Source organism: Bradyrhizobium genosp. P (assembly GCF_049949265.1).
Taxonomy (GTDB): domain Bacteria; phylum Pseudomonadota; class Alphaproteobacteria; order Rhizobiales; family Xanthobacteraceae; genus Bradyrhizobium.
The window spans coordinates 9339106-9355531 of sequence record NZ_CP188195.1; the positions used below are offsets into that span (position 1 = coordinate 9339106).

Genomic DNA, 16426 nt, shown 5'->3' on the forward strand with positions numbered 1-16426 from the left:
CACCCGTTGCATTGGACACGCCCCATGCCGATGAAGGTCGCAAGGTCGCGCACTGCCGCCCTTGGCTACACCGTTGGAGCGACTGCCGAGGGCCTTACCTGTCTGAAGCGTCACGGATTGACCGCCACCCTAGCTGCCAGCTTCATCATCGGGAAATGCGAATGTCCTTTCTAAAAAAACTGCAGGAAGCAGGCGAGCAACACAATTCTCCGCCCCCCGACCCCTGGCGGAAAATCATTGCCAACGCCGTCAACGGCGTGGAGGCCATGAGCACGGCTGCCCTCCTCGACCTCGTTGGCGCGCGCCGCACGACCAGCAACGCTCGCCGCGTCGCTTCGATCATGCGAGACTTGAAGTTCATCCCGATCCAGTCCCGCCGGCTGGTACCGGGCGGATTTCTAGACACGGTGACAAGGGGATGGGCGCGTCCTCTCCGAGCCGGTGCTCAGGACCGCGGACTGGCCACGAGGGGTCACCAAAATGGCACGACCTAGGATAGATGATCCCATCTTTGATGAACCGCTTTTGGAGCGGAGCTCGGTCGAGATCCCACCGAACTATTTGTCGAATGCTCCAGGAGTGCTGTTTCCTGGCCGCAAGATGTTGCACTTCGCTGGGTGTGTCTCAGGAAAGTCGTGTCCGTTCGGATGGGAGAAGGTGAGACCAGGTGTGTCGGTGAAGTTTCTGAGAGACCACACTCTTCGGGTTCGGCAGTCAGGAAATTGGCGGAGCCGCTGGTGGGCTGTGGAGCGTGTGGATCGCATGACCCGGGAGGTGGAGGCGCTTGTTTTCGCATTTCAGGAAGTTCCAGTCTGGGGCCACACGCGACGCCAAGCGATGTTCTTGGCAGAGTTCTATCAGGCTGCCGCCGCGCTTCAGCTAGTAGGATGCTGTTGGAAGAAGCCATACTAGCCGCGCGCGGAAGCGAGGACGAAGGCGTCGATAAGCGACGGCGGACCGCACTGCTATCTGATGCGAAGGTGTCGCGCACCTAGAGCAGCCGCAGCGAAGCCTTCCCGCCGGAGCGCGTGCGCGGCAAGACAGGCCTCGACGGGTTGGAGCGCATCAGCACGCAGACGCTGTTGGATATCCTGGAGGTATCGCAGCGCGATCGCACCGCCGGCGCACACCGGCACCTTGCGACCTTGATGGCTGAGCTAAGCTGGACGGCCGTGCGTGTCCGCGACCTCACCCTGCCCACCCCGCGATAGTGAGCCACCGATCCTGCCGGCTTCCCCCGCCCCGGTTCTGGCCCTGCCGGCGCCGGCCGTGGATCAGTCGAGCACGGTCAAGGCCGTCCGGGATGACTACAAGGTGAAGCATCTGGAGGCGACGGCCAAGGCTGCCACGATCAGGCGCTTCGTCGGGCTCTTCGAGAAGCACGTTCTCCCGGGCTGGCGTGACCGTGGACTATGACGTGAACGACTATCTCGAAGAGAAGACAGCCCCGTGGAAGCTTTGGAATACCCGCGTCGATGTACTGACAGGTGCCGCGTCATGAGCCTGCGGGTACGAAGCGGGGCAGCACAGGGCAAATTCTGGCGATCGTTGGAGTGGTTCGACCGTGCGGCGTTTCGCGTGATGCTGGCTGTGCTCGCCGTGTTCATGGTGCAGCGAGCCGGACGCACGCGAGCCCGAAGGCGGAGGGAAGCTATTCGAGCAGAGCCCAAACGGAGTCTAGGTGGCTCGCACTCGCCGAGCCCCTTCGCAAGGTGCCGGGAGCTTCGCGCACAAATGCGGCCAAGCAGAGTGCCACGACCACGACCCAGACCAGCGAGAGCTTGAAAAGCAAACCCAGTCTCCACCGCGTGATCCTCCGTGCCCATAGCCCTGCGGGCCACGGGAGGCGCGCTAGTGCTGTGCAGGATCATGATAACGGGCGAAAACAGGCCATTGACTTGCGTCCGAGCGTTTCGGTGAGGATTATCGCTCAAGGCTTGAAGAGGGGAGGAGAGCCCGACCCGATCGCCGGGCTTTTCGTTTGGTCGTTTTAGCTCGCCGACAACTGATCTAGATGAACTAGTTGTGACAGAAGGGATCGCAAGTCAGCTCTTCTTTGACGGATGATCCTCGATAAACGGTGATTGTCTTGCCATCCGCCACCGCAACGTTCGTTCGCTTGCTGTCAGCGATGCTGCGCAGCGCGAGCGACAAGGTGCCGCTGGCACGCGCTTTTACCAACACTCCGACATCGTCTGGCTTGAGCTCAAGGGTTGCTGTCTTTCCGATAACTGCATTTTGCCCGTCTTTTTCCTTGGGGATTTGATCAATAGCCAAAACGCGAATATTGGTAAGAATTGCCTCGGACGAGATCACATCCGGAGCGTTGCCCCCTTCCACAGGAGTGGCCTTAACGCGCTTCGATAAGATAACGTCCACTCGATCATTCGGTAAGATGAAGCCACCTGCACCTGTTTCCGGCGCGATCTCGGTCGAAACCGCGCGCATGCCCGGCGGCAGGATGGCCGCCATGAAGCCGCTGCCGTCGGCCTTGACGAGCTTCTGCTCGCGGATCGGCTCGCCCTGGATGAACGGCGCGCGGGCGATCGAGCCGGTGACGTCCTGGATGGCGTTGGCGTTGGCGTCCTTGCGCATGAAGCTGTTGCTGGCGGTCGCGGCAGGCCAGGTCTGCCACTGCAGATCGTCGGGCTTCACGGTCTGGCCAAGGCCGATGTCGGACCGTGCGACCAGGATGTCCACCGTCGGCAGCTGCGCGACCGGCGGGGCGGACGCTGGCTTGTTGTCGCTGCCGCTTGCCAGATAGAGGGCTGCGAGGCCGGCGCAGCCTGCGATAGCTAGGACCAGAATGCGGGCACGGTTCATAGGTTACTCTCAAAGTACGCCAAGACAACTGCCGAACCTCACAACGCGGTTCGCACTGGGAGACAATTTCTCTTAGTAATCCAAGGTTATGTCTTTGTATTGTGCTCCTTGTGCGTTGACGATGCGTTAAAGCACGGTGCGAACTCTGTGACGCGCAACCCGCGCTGAGCGCAGTCTTGCGGTGACCAGCGGTTAACGGGATGCTTACCGAGGGTAGAGCCCGTTCGATTAGCGGATTTGTTGAAACGGACGGCACCAGCTCAGTGCTTTACGCAGGTAGGCTCTAACCCTATCGGCTTGGACTGGGCCAGCCTGATCCTCCGGCACCCCGCTGTAACGATCTGTTAACGATTTGCTTTTGGGGAGCCCCATCTGCGCCGCACACGTCTTCGCGCGCGCGAGACGGGGGGCCTGTCCATGCCCCCCGGAGGGGTGAAATATCCGGCGAGGGCCCGACGCGGCGATAGCAACGCGACTTTCCTGGTCGCATCAGCCACAGCCAGCGAGCACCCATGAAACGCGATCTCTATGCGGAAGTATCAGCGCGCATCATTGCCGAGCTGGAAGCCGGCGCGGCGCCGTGGGTCAAGCCATGGTCGGCAACAGCTGGCGCCAACACGCCATGCAACGCTGTGACCAATCGACCCTACTCGGGCTGCAACGTCGTTCTGTTGTGGATGGCGCAGGCGGCGGGATATCGCACACCGCGCTTCGTGACCTTCAAGCAAGCATTGGAGTTGGGCGGCAACTGCGCAAGGGCGAGCACGGCACAAAAGTGTACTTCGTGAAGCAGCTGCAAATCCAGGATGACGCGAAAAATGACACTGCAACGCGGCTGGTCCTGATGATGCGGGAGTACACCGTCTTCAATGTCGACCAGTGCGACGGCCTTCCCGATAGCGTCGCTACGAGTAAGCCAATCCGCGCTCGCAATCCTGATATCCGCGATGAGCTTGCCGACGATTTCCTGCACTCAACAGGCGCAGACATGCGCGAGGGTCAGGGTGAGGCGTACTATGTGCCGAGCCGCGATCTCATTTCCGTGCCTGCATTCGAGGCATTCAAGGGCGCGGACCACTTCTACAACGTGGTGCTGCATGAGCTGACCCATTGGACGGGACACAAGAGCCGCCTTGATCGCGATTTGAAGAACCGGTTCGGCTCGCGCAACTACGCCGCCGAAGAGCTGATCGCAGAACTAGGCGCGGCGTTCCTGTGTGCAGAGTTTGGCTTCGACGGTGATCTGCGGCACGCGGGCTATATCGCGACCTGGATCGATCTCCTGAAGACCGACAAGCGAGCCTTCTTTACCGCCTGCAGCCAGGCGTCAAAGGCCGCGGACTACCTGCGCGGCCTAGCACTGGCGGCACCGGCGAATGTCGCGGCATGAGGCATCGTCATGGCCTCTCCCGCACCCGCCCATGAGGCGTTCTTCGACATCCAGCCAGTGACCGGCGAGAGCATCGAGGTATTCCATGCCGATCGATCGCTCGAAACATTCGGCTGGCAGGGTGCTGGCTGGTTCTGGTGGCCTCGTCGGCGCGGCTTCTCACCTACTGGCCGGGCGCTCGGTCCGTTCCCTACAGCGTACGGCGCGTACCGGAATGCACTGGCCCCATCAGTCGTCCGTGAAAGGATTTTCGGCCAGCGCCAGGGAGGTAGTGACCGCCCCGGTTGCAAAGCGGTTGCAACGCCGTTCGTGGAGAAACGGGCGACCGGCGCCTTCATCGAATTTTCTGTGCTGTTTCAATTGATTGAATGGTGCCCAGGGGCGGGATCGAACCACCGACACTGCGATTTTCAGTCGCATGCTCTACCAACTGAGCTACCTGGGCATGCTGGCCGGGCCTAAAGGCGTGAGCCGAGCGGGCGGTTTATAGAGAGGTCGGAGGGCGCTGTCCACCCGCCTTCGCCTGCGGCTTCGGCGGGGCGGGCCCGGTGTCCAGGCTTTCCCCAACTTATTGGGAAATAACACTAATCCGGGTCCTCGACGTCGTCATCGCGGCCGGGGACGACGTAGGAGCCTTTCAGCCAGCGGTTCAGGTCGACGTCGCGGCAGCGCGGAGAACAGAACGGGCGGAACGCCTGCTCGGCCGGCTTGCGGCAGATCGGGCAGGCCTTCTGGGTGGTACTAGGTTTTTGAACTTGGTCGATCATGGCCCGGATACCCTACATCAACCGGAAACGAAGAAAGCCGCCGCGTGTTCCGCTCTGCTCCCTCTCCCGCTTGCTTGCGGGAGAGGTGGACCGCCGATGCCGTGCGAAAATCGATTGCCTCACACCGCGACGGCGTTAAGCCAGCCGTAACGGATCGGAAAGCCCTCGCCGCCGAGCAGCGTCACGGTCTCGTAAAGCGGCAGGCCGACCACGTTGGTGTAGGAGCCGACCATCTTGACCACGAAGGATCCGGCGATGCCCTGCACGGCATAGCCGCCGGCCTTGCCGCGCCATTCGCCGGAGCCGATATAGGCTTGGATGTCTTCCTCGCTGAGCCGCTTGAACCGCACCCGGGTTTCGACCAGGCGCTGGCGGAACGCCTCCTTCGGCGTCACGATGCAGATCGCCGTGTAGACGCGGTGATTGCGGCCGGACAACAGCCGCAGGCACTGCGCGGCCTCGTCGACCAGGTTGGCCTTGGGTAGGATGCGGCGGCCGACCGCCACCACGGTATCGGCCGCAATGACGAACGAGCCGCGCAGATCGTCGTCGAGCTGAACTGACTTCAGCGCCGCGTCCGCCTTGGCGCGCGCCAGGCGGTTGGCGCAGGCGCGCGGCAACTCGCCGCGCCGTGGGGTCTCGTCGACATCGGCCGGGCGCAGCGCATCGGGCTCGATGCCGGCCTGATTGAGCAGCGACAGCCGCCGCGGCGAACCGGAAGCAAGAACGAATTTGGGACGACCAAGCATGCAGGTTTTTGGGCTGGGACTTAGGGGGACGGACGCGCGCGGAACCTATCGGATGCGACATGGATGCACAACCAGGGAACCGGCCGCGAATCGCGTCGCCGAGAGAGGCAAAACCCGATAAGCACAGCTGTTTGTCAGTCTGGCGACAAGGCCTTCAAAGTCACCTCTTCCCTTGTGGGAGAGTGCCGTAGGATGGGTGGAGCGCAGCGACACCCATCATTTCACCGCAAACGTGATGGGTATCGCTGCGCTCCACCCATCCTACTACTGAAGTCCCTCGATAGACCGGAACCCCTCACCCGCATCGCATTCCGCTCCGCTGCATGCGTCGCGGCCTCTCCCACAAGGGGAGACGAACCGGGATCGTGGCGACGATCATCGCCACTACCCGCTCGCGGCACCCACGTTCGCAAAACGGCGGCGGATGCGCAGCAGCAGGCCGTCGCAGACCTCGCGATAGGCGTTGAGCTGCTGGTCGCGGGTGCCTTCGGTTCCGGTCGGATCATGCGTCGGCCAGTATTCGACATCGGCGGCGACCGTGCGGGTGAGATCGAGCGCCTTGTGGTGCGCTTCCGGCGACAGCGTGATGATCAGGTCGAAGTTCAGCCCCTCCCAGTCCTCGAGCTCCTCGAAGGTGGTCGGCTTGTGATGGGAGATGTCCTGGCCGAGCTCGGCCATCACGGCCACTGCGAACGGATCGAGCTCGCCCTTCTTCACGCCGGCCGAACGCACATAGAGGCCGTGCGGAAACATCTGCTGCAGCAGGCTTTCGGCCATCGGCGACCGCACGGCGTTATGTCCGCATGCGAACAGCACGGCCTGCGGGTTGCGCGCGCGCGGCGCTTCCATGCGATCAGGCTTTTTTCGACCGGGGCACGCCCCCGTCGCTGAGCGAGGCCGGGACCATCATCCGCCTCTTCTTTTTGCGGATGATCTCCGCGCAAACGCTTGCGTTTGTCGCGAGCGAAAACCGGTGCCCACTTTTCGGGATCATCCGCCCTCACCCTTCCAGTGGAGCACGGTGATCAGCGTGAACAGGCGCCGCGCGGTCTCGAAATCGACGCGCACCTTGCCTTTGAGGCGCTCCTGCAGCGTGCGCGAGCCCTCGTCATGGATGCCGCGCCGGCCCATGTCGATCGCCTCGATCTTGTCCGGCGTAGCTGTCCGGATCGCCTGGTAGTAGCTGTCGCAGATCATGAAGTAGTCCTTCACGACGCGACGGAACGGCGTCAGCGACAACAGGTGTGCGACCACGGGGGAGCCGTCTTCCTTGCGGATATCGAACATCAGCCGGTTGCCGGTGATCGCGATATGCAAGGTGTAGGGACCGGCTTCCGCGCCTTCGGGCGCGAACAGATTCTGCTCGACCAGATCGTAGATCGCGATCGCGCGCTCGTGCTCGATGTCGGGCCCGGAACGGCCGATCGATTCCTCGTCGAGCGTCACCGCGACGATGCGATTGTCGGAATCGGCGTCGGCAGGTGAGTTGGTCATGAGAGGTTGAGGCGCAATCCGACGGAACGTGAATGGGCATCGAGACCCTCGGCCTGGCCGAGCGTCATCGCGGCGGGTCCGAGCGCGCGAAGCTGCTCCGGTCCGCACTTCAGGATCGAGGTTCGCTTCATGAAGTCAAGCACCCCGAGGCCTGAGGAGAACCGCGCCGAACGTGCGGTCGGCAGCACGTGGTTGGAGCCGCCGACATAGTCGCCGATCGCCTCCGGCGTATGGGCGCCTAAGAAGATCGCGCCGGCGTTGCGGACTTTTTTCGACAGTCCCTCGGCGTCCGCGGTCATGATCTCGAGATGCTCGGCGGCGATCGCGTTCGCCAGTTCGACCGCGTCGTCGAGCTGAGCTACCATGATCACCGCGCCAAAATCATTCCACGAGGTGCGCGCGATCTCGGCGCGCGGCAGCGTCGCGAGCTGCGCCTCGACCGCGCGCTCGACGTCGGCGGCGAGCCGCGCGGAATTGGTGATCAGGATCGATTGCGCGCTGACGTCATGCTCGGCCTGTGCCAGCAAATCGGCCGCGATCCAATCGGCATTGCCGGTGTCGTCGGCTATGACCAGCACCTCCGAGGGACCGGCGATCATGTCGATGCCGACCTTGCCGAACACCTGCCGTTTCGCCGCGGCAACATAGGCGTTGCCGGGGCCGACGATCTTGGCCACCGGCGCGATCGTCGCGGTGCCATAGGCCAGCGCCGCCACCGCCTGCGCGCCGCCGACGCGGTAGATTTCGGAGACGCCACCGAGTTGGGCCGCCGCCAGCACCAGCGGGTTGAGCTTGCCGTCCGGCGCCGGCACCACCATCACCATCCGCGGCACGCCGGCGACCTTGGCCGGCACCGCGTTCATCAGCACCGAGGACGGATAGGCTGCCGTGCCGCCGGGCACGTAGAGCCCGACCGCATCGACCGCGCTCCAGCGCCAGCCGAGTTCGACGCCTTCGGCGTCAATGAAGCGCTCGTCCTTTGGCAGCTGCCGGCGGTGGAAGATCTCGATCCGGTCGCGGGCGAATTTCAGGGCGTCGACGGTTTTGCCGTCGCAGGCCTCCACGGCGGCATCGATCTCGGCCGCGGTCACGCGCAGCTGCGACGCCTCGATCGTCAGCCGGTCGAATTTGCGCGTTGCCTCGAGCAGCGCCGCATCACCGCGCGCCGCCACGTCGTCGACGATAGCGCGGGTGGCGCGCTCGACGTCGGCAGACACCTCGCGCTTGGCGGCCAGGAAATCGCGGAATCGCTGGTCGAAATCGGCGCTCTGTCGGTCCAGGCGAACGGGCATGGCGGCTTTCTGGGAAAACTCAAGGGATCAGGTCCCTGCTCAATGGCGCGGCAGCCAATGGCCGTCAACCCTTGGAAAAGGTCATTACGGGGCGATGCAAAGCATCGAACCCGGAATCTCGAGATTCCCCGCGGCGCAACTGCGCCCCTGAGGTTCGGTCCTGCGGACTGCCCCGGAATGACCCGCAAAAGCCCCTACCCCGCCGTACCCAGATCGTCGGTCCCGAGATCGGTCAGCTCGCATTCCAGGCATTCGACGTCCAGCCGCAGCGCTCCGCCGTGGCCGAACATCAGGAGCGCGCTGCCGCCCGGCGGATCGGAGGCGTGAAACTCGATTCCGAGCAGTTCCAGGTCGGCTTCTGGATCGTCCAGGTCGATGTTTCGCGCCTTGCAGGCCAGCACCCGGTCGAAGCGCAGCGCGGCGATCAGGCGGCGCGAGCAGGTCCCGCCCGCAAGGGTCTGCTCCCAGTCCAGCCTGTTCAGGCCGACCACGAGGCGCTTCTCGTCCTGGCGCCAGACGATATCGGAGGGCTGGACGCGGGCGTCCTGGACATGGGCGGAGATGACCGCGAGGTCATCGGCGTCGAGCGCGATCAGTTTCAGGGGAGCGAACGGCGGCATGGCCACCTTTATAGCGCGTCACCGCGCGGGAGAAACCGCTCCCTCGAAAGAAAACCTGAGGGAAGGAAACCACTCGCCGGTGCGTCCCTTACGTGAGCGCAGTCGAGACCAAGTAAGGTCGTAGCCTTCGACTCAGCCCTTGATGAACGCCAGCAGATCGGCGTTGACGGTCTCCGCTTCCGTCGTCGGCATCCCGTGCGGAAAGCCCTTGTAGGTCTTCAGCGTGCCGTTCTTCAAGAGCTTTGCCGACAGCGGACCGGCGTCGGCGTAAGGGACGATCTGATCGTCTTCGCTGTGCATCACCAGCACCGGCACGGTGATCTTCTTGAGATCGTCGGTGAAGTCGGTCTGCGAAAAAGCGACGATGCCGTCGTAATGCGCCTTCGCGCCGCCGGTCATGCCCTGGCGCCACCAGTTCTGGATCACGGCTTCGGAAACCTTGGCGCCCGGCCGGTTGTAGCCATAGAACGGCCCCGAGGCGACGTCGCGATAGAATTGCGAGCGATTGGCGGCGAGCGCCGTTTGAAATCCGTCGAATACATCCTTGGGCAGTCCGCCGGGATTGGCCGCGGTCTTCACCATCAGCGGCGGCACCGCGCAGAGCAAGGCCGCCTTCACCACCCGGCTCTCGCCGTGCCGCGCCAGATAACGCACCACTTCGCCGCCGCCGGTGGAGTGACCGACGTGAATGGTGTTGTTGAGGTCGAGATGCGTGGTGACCGCCGCGAGGTCGTCGGCATAGTGGTCCATGTCGTGGCCGTCGCCGACCTGGCTGGAGCGGCCGTGACCGCGGCGGTCATGGGCGATGACACGAAAGCCGTGATTGAGGAAGAACATCATCTGGGCGTCCCAATCATCGGACGACAGCGGCCAGCCATGGCTGAACACGATCGGCTGGCCCGAACCCCAGTCCTTGTAGAAGATCTCGACGCCGTCCGTGGTGGTGATGGTGGGCATGCCTTGCTCCTTTACTGGATGGCGTCATTCCGGGGCGACGCGACGCGTCGAACGATGATGTGCACTGCACATCTGAGAATCTCGATCAATTATCTCTTGATTCCGGGTTCACGCTGACGCGTGCCCCGGAATGACGAGACCTGGTCCGATCAGGCAAGTGTCATCGGCCTGAACCGACGCCAGGCGCCGATGATCACCAGCACGAAGAACAGCAGCACGATGCCCTGCACGACGGCGAACACCGGCCCGGACGGCGGGTTCGGCGGCACGGCCGGCGCCAGCGCCTGCAAAGCCGGCACCTTGAGGAAGCTCTGGATCACCAGCACGAAGACGTTGAGGTAGAGCGAGATCAGCGCCGTCACCACATAGACCGGGCGCCACACGCCGGCGAGCCGCATCGCGTAGAGCACGATACAGGCGATCGCGAGCAGCACCAGCGACAGGATCGCGATCATGTGCGACGGCAGCAGTTGCGTGAACGGAAACAGGAATCCGGTGGCGTTGGTCAGGATCGTGAAGAGCAGAAAGATCGCCGTGATCCCGGGCATCGGCTTCGAACCGAGCAGGCCGATCATTGCGATCAGGCCGGTGACGATTGCAATCAGGCTGATGATGACGTGCACGAGCGTGAACGTCGCCAGGCTCATTCCCAGGACCATGTGATGCACTCCCCAATGAAACCACGACCTCAAGTTACGATGCGCTTCCGGAAATTGCCACATGCATCGGTGGCAGGACGGTCAACATTTCATGCAAAAATGCATTCGGGGCGGATCATGGATCGCGGGCCACGTCCGCCTGATGAGGATTTGAATCAATAATAGCGCGGGATCGGCCCGTTATGCGGGGTCTTGCGCTTCGACAGGTCGAACAGCACCTCGTCGACATAGCACCAACCCCAGCCTTCCGGAGGATCGTAACCCTCGATGATCGGGTGGCCGGTGGCATGGAAATGCGCCGTCGCGTGCTTGTTGGGCGAGTCGTCGCAGCAGCCGACATGGCCGCAGCTCCGGCAGATCCGCAAATGCAGCCAGGGGCTGCCGCTCTTCAGGCATTCCTCACAGCCGAGCGCGCTCGGCGTGACGTCCTGGATGCCGGCGATATGATTGCAGCCCTTCGACATTTGATCTCCTAAAGCGTCGGGCTGCCATCGTCGGCGAGGTAGCCGTGCAAGGCGGCGACCACTTGCGCGCCCTCGCCGATCGCGCCACCGACGCGCTTGACCGATCCGGAGCGGACGTCGCCGACCGCGAACACGCCGGGCACCGTGGTCTCGAGCTGCAGCACCGGGCGCGCGTTCCCGCTGCTCTGGGCGCCGGTCAGCACGAAGCCGCCGCGATCGACCTGCACGCCGCAGCCATCGAGCCAGCCGGTCGCCGGATCGGCGCCGACGAACAAAAAGAGATTGCGAATATCGAGCGTGAACTCATCGGGCGCGAGCCGGCTGCGCCAGCGCACGCGCTCCAGCGTCTCCGCGCCCTCGAGCCCGATCACCTCGGCGTTGAACATCAGCTCGATGTTCGGCGTCGCCTCGATCCGCTCGATCAGATAGCGCGACATGCTGGCCCCCAGCCCGCCGCCGCGGATCATCATGTGGACCTTGCGGGCATGCGCCGAGAGGAACACCGCGGCTTGCCCTGCGGAATTGCCGCCACCGACCAGCACGACATCCTGGTTGGCGCAGAGCCGCGCCTCGATCGGCGAGGCCCAGTACCAGACCCCGCGCCCCTCATATGCGTCGAGATGGTCCATCGTAGGCCTGCGATAACGTGCGCCGCTCGCGACCACGATCGACTTGGCGCGCAGGGTGTGTCCGCATCCGGTGAGCAGCGAAAACGCGCCTGAGGCCTTCGAGCAGTCGAGCGACTGCACCGAGACCGGAATCAGCATCTCCGCGCCGAATTTCTGCGCCTGGTTGAAAGCGCGACCGGCCAACGCCTGACCGGAAATGCCGGTCGGGAATCCCAGATAGTTCTCGATCCGCATGCTGGCGCCGGCCTGGCCGCCATAGGCACGGGAATCGAACACTGCGACCGAGAGGCCTTCCGAGGCGGCGTAGACCGCAGTAGCGAGCCCGGCCGGTCCGCCGCCGACCACGGCGACATCATAAAGCCTGTCATGGGTCTTGCCGCCGATCATGCCGAGCGCCATCGCCAGCGCGGTCTCGGACGGATTGCGCAGCACGGTGCCGTTGGGACAGACCACCAGCGGCAGCTCGGCGCGGGACGCCGCATAGCGCGCGACGATATCGGCAGCGTCCCTGTCGGTATCGGGATCGAGGAAATGATGCGGCTGGCCGTTGCGCGACAGGAAACTCTGCAGCCGCGCCATGTCGCCGTGCAACGCCGAGCCGATCAGCACGGCACCGCCGGCTCCGCCCTGGATCAGGCTCACGCGGCGCAGGATCAGAGCACGCATGATGCGCTCGCCAAGGTCGGCCTCGGCGACCAGCAGTGCGCGCAATCGCTCCGGCGGGATCAACAGCGTCTCGACGTCGCCATCGGCATGACCGTCGACCAGCGCGGGGCGGCCGGAAAGCTGGCCGCTTTCGGCGAGGAATTGGCCGGGCCCCTGGTCGATCACGGGCGTAACGACACCGAGGCCGTCGCGCAGGGTGATCGTGACATTGCCCGACAGCACCACGAACATTCCGGGCGCGGGCTTGCCGGTCTCGAACAGCGTGTCACCATCCCTGAACGAGCGCGGCTCGCCGAAGCGGCGCATGCGCTCGATCTCGTGCGCGGTCAACGTCGGGAAGGTCTGTTCGAGACGCGGGAAGGCGTAGGCGGTCGCGTTCAGTCGATCGATTTTGGTTTCGTCTGCAGCCATCTTTGGCGACCCAATTCCCCTTGAGAACAATTTCGAACGAGCTAACGCGCCGGACCGTTTCCGTCCGCGTCATCTAGGGCGTCATCGCCCGCTTCGGAAGATGCAGCCTCATCCCGACCGCGCGCCTGCGATTTCCGCCGCTTCAGATTTTCGCGTAACGCAAGCTTCAGGCGATCCTGTCGTGAATCCTTCACGCGGGATCCGGCCTGCCCACCATCCTTGCCCTGATCGCCTGTCATTCTCGAACTCGTAACCGCCGACGTCGCGCGCCAAACAGAATAGCCAAAGGTCAACGCTTGCGCACCCTAGCCGGCCGGCCAGTTGCAGATGCCGCGGACCGATGATTCGGCTGTGAATGACGGAACAAGGCCATCCCGGCGAGATCGGAAGCCAAATCAGGCCGGAATCGGCCAGATCGGCGACACGATTGGCGCGGAACGTCAACTTCCGCCGTTTTCGCCGCCGACGGAGGCGCCCTTGTGCTTGCGCCGGAGGGGGCCTTGTGGCAAGAACCGCCCGCTTGGACGAGCCCCCGAGGGGCCGATTCACTTTTCCCGGGCATGCTGCCGTAGCTCAGTGGTAGAGCACTCCATTGGTAATGGAGAGGTCGACAGTTCAATCCTGTCTGGCAGCACCATTTTCCTCATTCGAAATGAACGGCTTGGCCGCGTACTGCTTGAAAAGCGCCGGCGAGTACAAACGCGGATACCTGAAAGTAGATGCGGGTCTTTAGAGCCCGATCCAGCCGATCAAGGCGCCCACCGACGTCCAAAGCGTCCAACCAAGGCCAAGCAAGCAAATCAAGGCGGCCACCATCCCGATGGTCAGCAGCAAACCATCCTCCTGAAGGTAGGCGATCGCGATCAAGACGACCGCTATCCCTGGAATGACGTTCACCAGAGGCAGCGGCCAACCAGCGGAGAGAGCCAGCAAAAAGACGACCAATCCGACGAGCCGATTTATCACGTCGTGACGCGCGTTCCAGCGCGGCCGGCTGACGCTCTCGATCGCTTTCAGCAATGGGCGGGCCCGGACCGTGAACTGCTTGAAGCGCTTGAAGTCGAACTGCCGCTTTGACAGGAAACTGGGAAACCAGGGAGCAGTCCGGCCCAGCATCATCTCCACCGCGGGAAACAACAGCGCCAATGTCGCGATCGTCGCAACGCCGGGGATGATGACCAGTAGCCCCAGCAGCAGGAGGAGAAGTCCGAACGAACGCTTGTCGAGATGGCCGAGAAGCCATTCCAGGTCGACGGGACCATCCGGTGCTTTCGCGACGAGCTCTTCCAGGAGTTCCGAGGTATGGGTGGGTGCCAATGGGGATCCAGACGAAGGGGTATGCTGGCCAACGTGGCCAAGCCTGAGCCGGATTGCAACGGCGGACGAGGCCGATTAGGAAGCCTTATGAGCAATGATTCCGACCACGCCTGGCAAGGCCATTCACCCCTAACTCCCCTGCCGGCCCCCCGCCGCCGCTGGCCATGGATCCTTCTGCTGGTCGTCCTCGTCCTGGCAGGCGCCGGTGGCGTCTACGCCTGGCCTCTCATCGGGCCGCTCGTCCCGTCGCTGGGCCACGAGGCATCTAGCGGTAAAGTGGCCGACGACGATAAGGAAGCCCTGCCGGATCTTCTCGCGACCCAGCAGAAACTGGGGGAAGACGTCGCGGCCCTCGGCCGGTCGGTGGCCGACCAGCAGGAGCAGCTGAAGACCGTCATCGACCAGTTGGCAGCCTTGACATCTAAGGTGGATGCCCTACAGCGCCCCGCCCCGGCTCCGATACAGCCTCCGATCGCCACCGAGCCGCCGCGGGCACCGGTTGCGCAGGCTGCTCCAAGGCCGAGGCCACCGCCTCGGGCTCCGAAATCTTCGGGCCCCATTTCGACCGGCGGCGCGCCGCTGACCGTAGCCCCCGGCGATACGGGTCATTGAGCAGCGGCGGCGACGAAGCTTGAGCGTCTCGCCGGGAACGCAGAATCTCAATGGGCAATCACCATCTCCGCGGCTGCGATCATCAGCACGACGTAAAACACGAACACACTGCCGACCCATTTCCAGTCGATCTGTCCGTTTTCGGGACTAAGGCTTTCGATGATGCCGTGCATGGCCGTCTCCTTCGGGGATCGCATGCGCGCCGTATATCGTTGGCCGAGAGTTCTTCGCGTGACCCACTTCACACTTGACGCGGAGCGGAACCAGAGTGACCGGCCCAGAACTCAAGAAATTGCGCGCAGATCTCGCCGAGGCGATCGGCCGGCCGCTCACGGCGGCGGATATGGCGAAGCTGTGCGGACTGCCGGCCGCAGGCGGCGCCGAGAAACTCCGCAAATGGGAAGTGACCGGCCCGACCGCGAAGGTCGCCGAAGTGCTGCGCGTGCTGGCGATGGCGAGCGAGCGCTATCCGATCCTGGAGAAGTTCGACATCTTCGATCGCCACGACGTCCCGGTGAAGGAACGTCCCGCGCGCCGGCAGGCGTTCCGCGAACAGATGCGCGACGACGTGCGCCGGCGGCTTGGTTAAGAAAGCCTCTTGGTTAAGAAAGCCGCTTGGTTAAGAAAGCATCGCGCGCACGAGGTGCGCATTAAGTCCCTCTTCACGCCTCGTTAAGCTTCCGTTAGGCACAAGAAAACGTTTCCGCGCCAACGGGTTGGGTTAACGGTCGCTGTCGTCTTCGAGTGACAGCTTTTTATTCAAATGCGGTCTAACTCGCCGTCATGGATGGCGCCCTTGCGTGGCGCTTACGTGACTTGTCCGGAGACTGACCCATGAAGAAGTTCCTGCTCGCAACCACCGCCGTCGCAGCCTTCGGCGCGACCGCCCAGGCCGCCGACCTCGGCGCCCGCCCGTATTACAATAAGGCACCTGTTTATGCGGCGCCGCTCTACAACTGGACCGGCTTCTATATCGGCGGTCATCTCGGCGGTGTGTTCTCCGGCAACAACACCTTCAACGGCTTGGCGCTCACCGATTCCAGCGCCCGTTTCATGGGCGGCGTGCAGGCCGGCTACGACTGGCAGCTGTCGCCGAACTGGGTGATCGGCGTCGAAGGCCAGTATTCCTGGATCGGCAATCACCAGCTCAATGCCATCTTCCCCGGCGGCCTCGTCTACAACAACAATCAGCGCGGCATCGGATCGGTCACCGGCCGGTTCGGCTACACCTGGGGTCCCGGCCTGATCTATGTGAAGGGCGGTTATGCCTATTCCGACAACAATGAGAGCGTGACGTTCGGTGGCCTGCCGGTCGCCTTCGCGCTCAGCGACAACCACCAGAACGGCTGGACGCTCGGCGGCGGCGCCGAATACATGTTCGCCCCGAACTGGTCGGCGAAGGTCGAGTATCAGTACTACGACTTCGGCGACAGCCGCTTCACCGGGCCGGGCGCGCTGGTCCCGTTCGGCACCTTCCACAATGACGAGCACACAGTGAAGGCCGGCATCAACTACCGCTTCAACCTCGGCAATTTCGGCGGCCCGGTCGCCGCGCGCTACTGAGGCCAGGCAGCAC

Annotated in this window: 20 protein-coding genes and 2 tRNA genes; 8 read left to right on the forward strand and 14 right to left on the reverse strand. The window is 63.6% G+C overall.

The window, feature by feature from the left end:
- Positions 1-161 precede the first annotated feature (161 nt).
- Together ACP2YO_RS44875 and ACP2YO_RS44880 are read left to right on the forward strand one after the other, a co-directional pair.
- Positions 162-494, forward strand: coding sequence for a hypothetical protein (locus tag ACP2YO_RS44875; RefSeq protein WP_426437534.1), 333 nt, complete (start codon positions 162-164; stop codon positions 492-494).
- Positions 495-1269: 775 nt separating this feature from the next.
- Positions 1270-1416, forward strand: a complete 147-nt coding sequence (locus ACP2YO_RS44880; RefSeq protein ID WP_426437535.1) for a hypothetical protein — start codon at positions 1270-1272, stop codon at positions 1414-1416.
- Positions 1417-2019: 603 nt separating this feature from the next.
- On the opposite strand, the gene cpaB is transcribed toward ACP2YO_RS44880, so the two are convergent.
- Positions 2020-2823 carry a Flp pilus assembly protein CpaB gene (gene cpaB, locus ACP2YO_RS44885; RefSeq protein WP_426437536.1) on the reverse strand — a complete coding sequence of 268 codons (804 nt, stop codon included), beginning with the start codon at positions 2821-2823 and terminating at the stop codon, positions 2020-2022.
- Positions 2824-3335: 512 nt separating this feature from the next.
- Here cpaB and ACP2YO_RS44890 point away from each other — a divergent pair.
- Positions 3336-3611, forward strand: a complete 276-nt coding sequence (locus tag ACP2YO_RS44890; RefSeq protein WP_426437537.1) for an ArdC-like ssDNA-binding domain-containing protein — start codon at positions 3336-3338, stop codon at positions 3609-3611.
- 200 nt (positions 3612-3811) lie between these two features.
- Entirely contained in the window at positions 3812-4213 is a 402-nt protein-coding gene (locus ACP2YO_RS44895; protein ID WP_426443473.1) for a zincin-like metallopeptidase domain-containing protein, read from the forward strand.
- 369 nt (positions 4214-4582) lie between these two features.
- Here the strand turns inward: ACP2YO_RS44895 and ACP2YO_RS44900 are convergent.
- From ACP2YO_RS44900 to ACP2YO_RS44950, 11 genes are all read right to left on the reverse strand, one after another.
- Positions 4583-4658: transfer RNA gene (locus ACP2YO_RS44900), tRNA-Phe, on the reverse strand.
- A 139-nt stretch (positions 4659-4797) separates the two neighbouring features.
- Positions 4798-4980: a DNA gyrase inhibitor YacG gene (gene yacG, locus ACP2YO_RS44905; protein WP_426437538.1), complete on the reverse strand. Its 183-nt coding sequence runs from the start codon at positions 4978-4980 to the stop codon at positions 4798-4800.
- A gap of 119 nt (positions 4981-5099) precedes the next feature.
- Positions 5100-5729 (reverse strand): Maf-like protein, encoded by a 630-nt coding sequence (locus ACP2YO_RS44910; RefSeq protein ID WP_426437539.1) that lies wholly within the window; start codon positions 5727-5729, stop codon positions 5100-5102.
- 384 nt (positions 5730-6113) lie between these two features.
- Positions 6114-6578, reverse strand: coding sequence for a low molecular weight phosphatase family protein (locus tag ACP2YO_RS44915; RefSeq protein ID WP_426437540.1), 465 nt, complete (start codon positions 6576-6578; stop codon positions 6114-6116).
- A 141-nt stretch (positions 6579-6719) separates the two neighbouring features.
- The gene (locus tag ACP2YO_RS44920) at positions 6720-7223 is read right to left on the reverse strand and encodes a UPF0262 family protein (protein ID WP_426437541.1); all 504 of its coding nucleotides are present in this window, start codon (positions 7221-7223) and stop codon (positions 6720-6722) included.
- Positions 7220-8515, reverse strand: a complete 1296-nt coding sequence (gene hisD / locus ACP2YO_RS44925; protein WP_426437542.1) for a histidinol dehydrogenase — start codon at positions 8513-8515, stop codon at positions 7220-7222. Before hisD ends, ACP2YO_RS44920 begins: the two co-directional genes overlap by 4 nt.
- Before the next feature lie 194 nt (positions 8516-8709).
- Positions 8710-9135, reverse strand: a complete 426-nt coding sequence (locus ACP2YO_RS44930; RefSeq protein WP_426437543.1) for a DUF2948 family protein — start codon at positions 9133-9135, stop codon at positions 8710-8712.
- Between the two features lie 132 nt (positions 9136-9267).
- A complete protein-coding gene (locus tag ACP2YO_RS44935) occupies positions 9268-10092 on the reverse strand; it encodes an alpha/beta fold hydrolase (RefSeq protein WP_426437544.1) in 825 nt (274 codons plus the stop codon).
- Between the two features lie 149 nt (positions 10093-10241).
- Positions 10242-10751 (reverse strand): hypothetical protein, encoded by a 510-nt coding sequence (locus ACP2YO_RS44940; RefSeq protein WP_426437545.1) that lies wholly within the window; start codon positions 10749-10751, stop codon positions 10242-10244.
- A 155-nt stretch (positions 10752-10906) separates the two neighbouring features.
- Positions 10907-11215 (reverse strand): UBP-type zinc finger domain-containing protein, encoded by a 309-nt coding sequence (locus ACP2YO_RS44945; RefSeq protein WP_426437546.1) that lies wholly within the window; start codon positions 11213-11215, stop codon positions 10907-10909.
- A gap of 8 nt (positions 11216-11223) precedes the next feature.
- Positions 11224-12921: an FAD-dependent oxidoreductase gene (locus tag ACP2YO_RS44950; RefSeq protein ID WP_426437547.1), complete on the reverse strand. Its 1698-nt coding sequence runs from the start codon at positions 12919-12921 to the stop codon at positions 11224-11226.
- 562 nt (positions 12922-13483) lie between these two features.
- Here ACP2YO_RS44950 and ACP2YO_RS44955 point away from each other — a divergent pair.
- Positions 13484-13558 (forward strand) — tRNA-Thr (locus tag ACP2YO_RS44955).
- Between the two features lie 92 nt (positions 13559-13650).
- Here ACP2YO_RS44955 and ACP2YO_RS44960 read toward each other — a convergent pair.
- The gene (locus ACP2YO_RS44960) at positions 13651-14238 is read right to left on the reverse strand and encodes an exopolysaccharide biosynthesis protein (protein ID WP_426437548.1); all 588 of its coding nucleotides are present in this window, start codon (positions 14236-14238) and stop codon (positions 13651-13653) included.
- Positions 14239-14325: 87 nt separating this feature from the next.
- On the opposite strand from ACP2YO_RS44960, the gene ACP2YO_RS44965 reads away from it, so the two are divergent.
- Positions 14326-14850 carry a hypothetical protein gene (locus ACP2YO_RS44965; protein WP_426437549.1) on the forward strand — a complete coding sequence of 175 codons (525 nt, stop codon included), beginning with the start codon at positions 14326-14328 and terminating at the stop codon, positions 14848-14850.
- A 47-nt stretch (positions 14851-14897) separates the two neighbouring features.
- Here the strand turns inward: ACP2YO_RS44965 and ACP2YO_RS44970 are convergent, their stop codons facing one another.
- Entirely contained in the window at positions 14898-15023 is a 126-nt protein-coding gene (locus ACP2YO_RS44970; protein ID WP_426437550.1) for a hypothetical protein, read from the reverse strand.
- A 95-nt stretch (positions 15024-15118) separates the two neighbouring features.
- Between ACP2YO_RS44970 and ACP2YO_RS44975 the strand changes: the two genes are divergently transcribed.
- Both ACP2YO_RS44975 and ACP2YO_RS44980 read left to right on the forward strand, forming a co-directional pair.
- The gene (locus ACP2YO_RS44975) at positions 15119-15439 is read left to right on the forward strand and encodes a hypothetical protein (RefSeq protein WP_426437551.1); all 321 of its coding nucleotides are present in this window, start codon (positions 15119-15121) and stop codon (positions 15437-15439) included.
- A gap of 245 nt (positions 15440-15684) precedes the next feature.
- The gene (locus tag ACP2YO_RS44980) at positions 15685-16413 is read left to right on the forward strand and encodes an outer membrane protein (protein ID WP_426437552.1); all 729 of its coding nucleotides are present in this window, start codon (positions 15685-15687) and stop codon (positions 16411-16413) included.
- The last annotated feature ends 13 nt before the right edge of the window (positions 16414-16426 follow it).

Coding starts and splice junctions, on each gene's coding strand:
- ACP2YO_RS44970 (WP_426437550.1), bottom strand. CDS start 15,023: ATGCACGGCATCATCGAAAGCCTTAGTCCCGAAAACGGACAGATCGAC.
- hisD (WP_426437542.1), bottom strand. CDS start 8,515: ATGCCCGTTCGCCTGGACCGACAGAGCGCCGATTTCGACCAGCGATTC.
- ACP2YO_RS44875 (WP_426437534.1), top strand. CDS start 162: ATGTCCTTTCTAAAAAAACTGCAGGAAGCAGGCGAGCAACACAATTCT.
- ACP2YO_RS44980 (WP_426437552.1), top strand. CDS start 15,685: ATGAAGAAGTTCCTGCTCGCAACCACCGCCGTCGCAGCCTTCGGCGCG.
- ACP2YO_RS44920 (WP_426437541.1), bottom strand. CDS start 7,223: ATGACCAACTCACCTGCCGACGCCGATTCCGACAATCGCATCGTCGCG.
- ACP2YO_RS44950 (WP_426437547.1), bottom strand. CDS start 12,921: ATGGCTGCAGACGAAACCAAAATCGATCGACTGAACGCGACCGCCTAC.
- ACP2YO_RS44915 (WP_426437540.1), bottom strand. CDS start 6,578: ATGGAAGCGCCGCGCGCGCGCAACCCGCAGGCCGTGCTGTTCGCATGC.
- ACP2YO_RS44940 (WP_426437545.1), bottom strand. CDS start 10,751: ATGGTCCTGGGAATGAGCCTGGCGACGTTCACGCTCGTGCACGTCATC.
- ACP2YO_RS44910 (WP_426437539.1), bottom strand. CDS start 5,729: ATGCTTGGTCGTCCCAAATTCGTTCTTGCTTCCGGTTCGCCGCGGCGG.
- ACP2YO_RS44890 (WP_426437537.1), top strand. CDS start 3,336: ATGAAACGCGATCTCTATGCGGAAGTATCAGCGCGCATCATTGCCGAG.
- ACP2YO_RS44935 (WP_426437544.1), bottom strand. CDS start 10,092: ATGCCCACCATCACCACCACGGACGGCGTCGAGATCTTCTACAAGGAC.
- ACP2YO_RS44895 (WP_426443473.1), top strand. CDS start 3,812: ATGCGCGAGGGTCAGGGTGAGGCGTACTATGTGCCGAGCCGCGATCTC.
- cpaB (WP_426437536.1), bottom strand. CDS start 2,823: ATGAACCGTGCCCGCATTCTGGTCCTAGCTATCGCAGGCTGCGCCGGC.
- yacG (WP_426437538.1), bottom strand. CDS start 4,980: ATGATCGACCAAGTTCAAAAACCTAGTACCACCCAGAAGGCCTGCCCG.
- ACP2YO_RS44930 (WP_426437543.1), bottom strand. CDS start 9,135: ATGCCGCCGTTCGCTCCCCTGAAACTGATCGCGCTCGACGCCGATGAC.
- ACP2YO_RS44945 (WP_426437546.1), bottom strand. CDS start 11,215: ATGTCGAAGGGCTGCAATCATATCGCCGGCATCCAGGACGTCACGCCG.
- ACP2YO_RS44965 (WP_426437549.1), top strand. CDS start 14,326: ATGAGCAATGATTCCGACCACGCCTGGCAAGGCCATTCACCCCTAACT.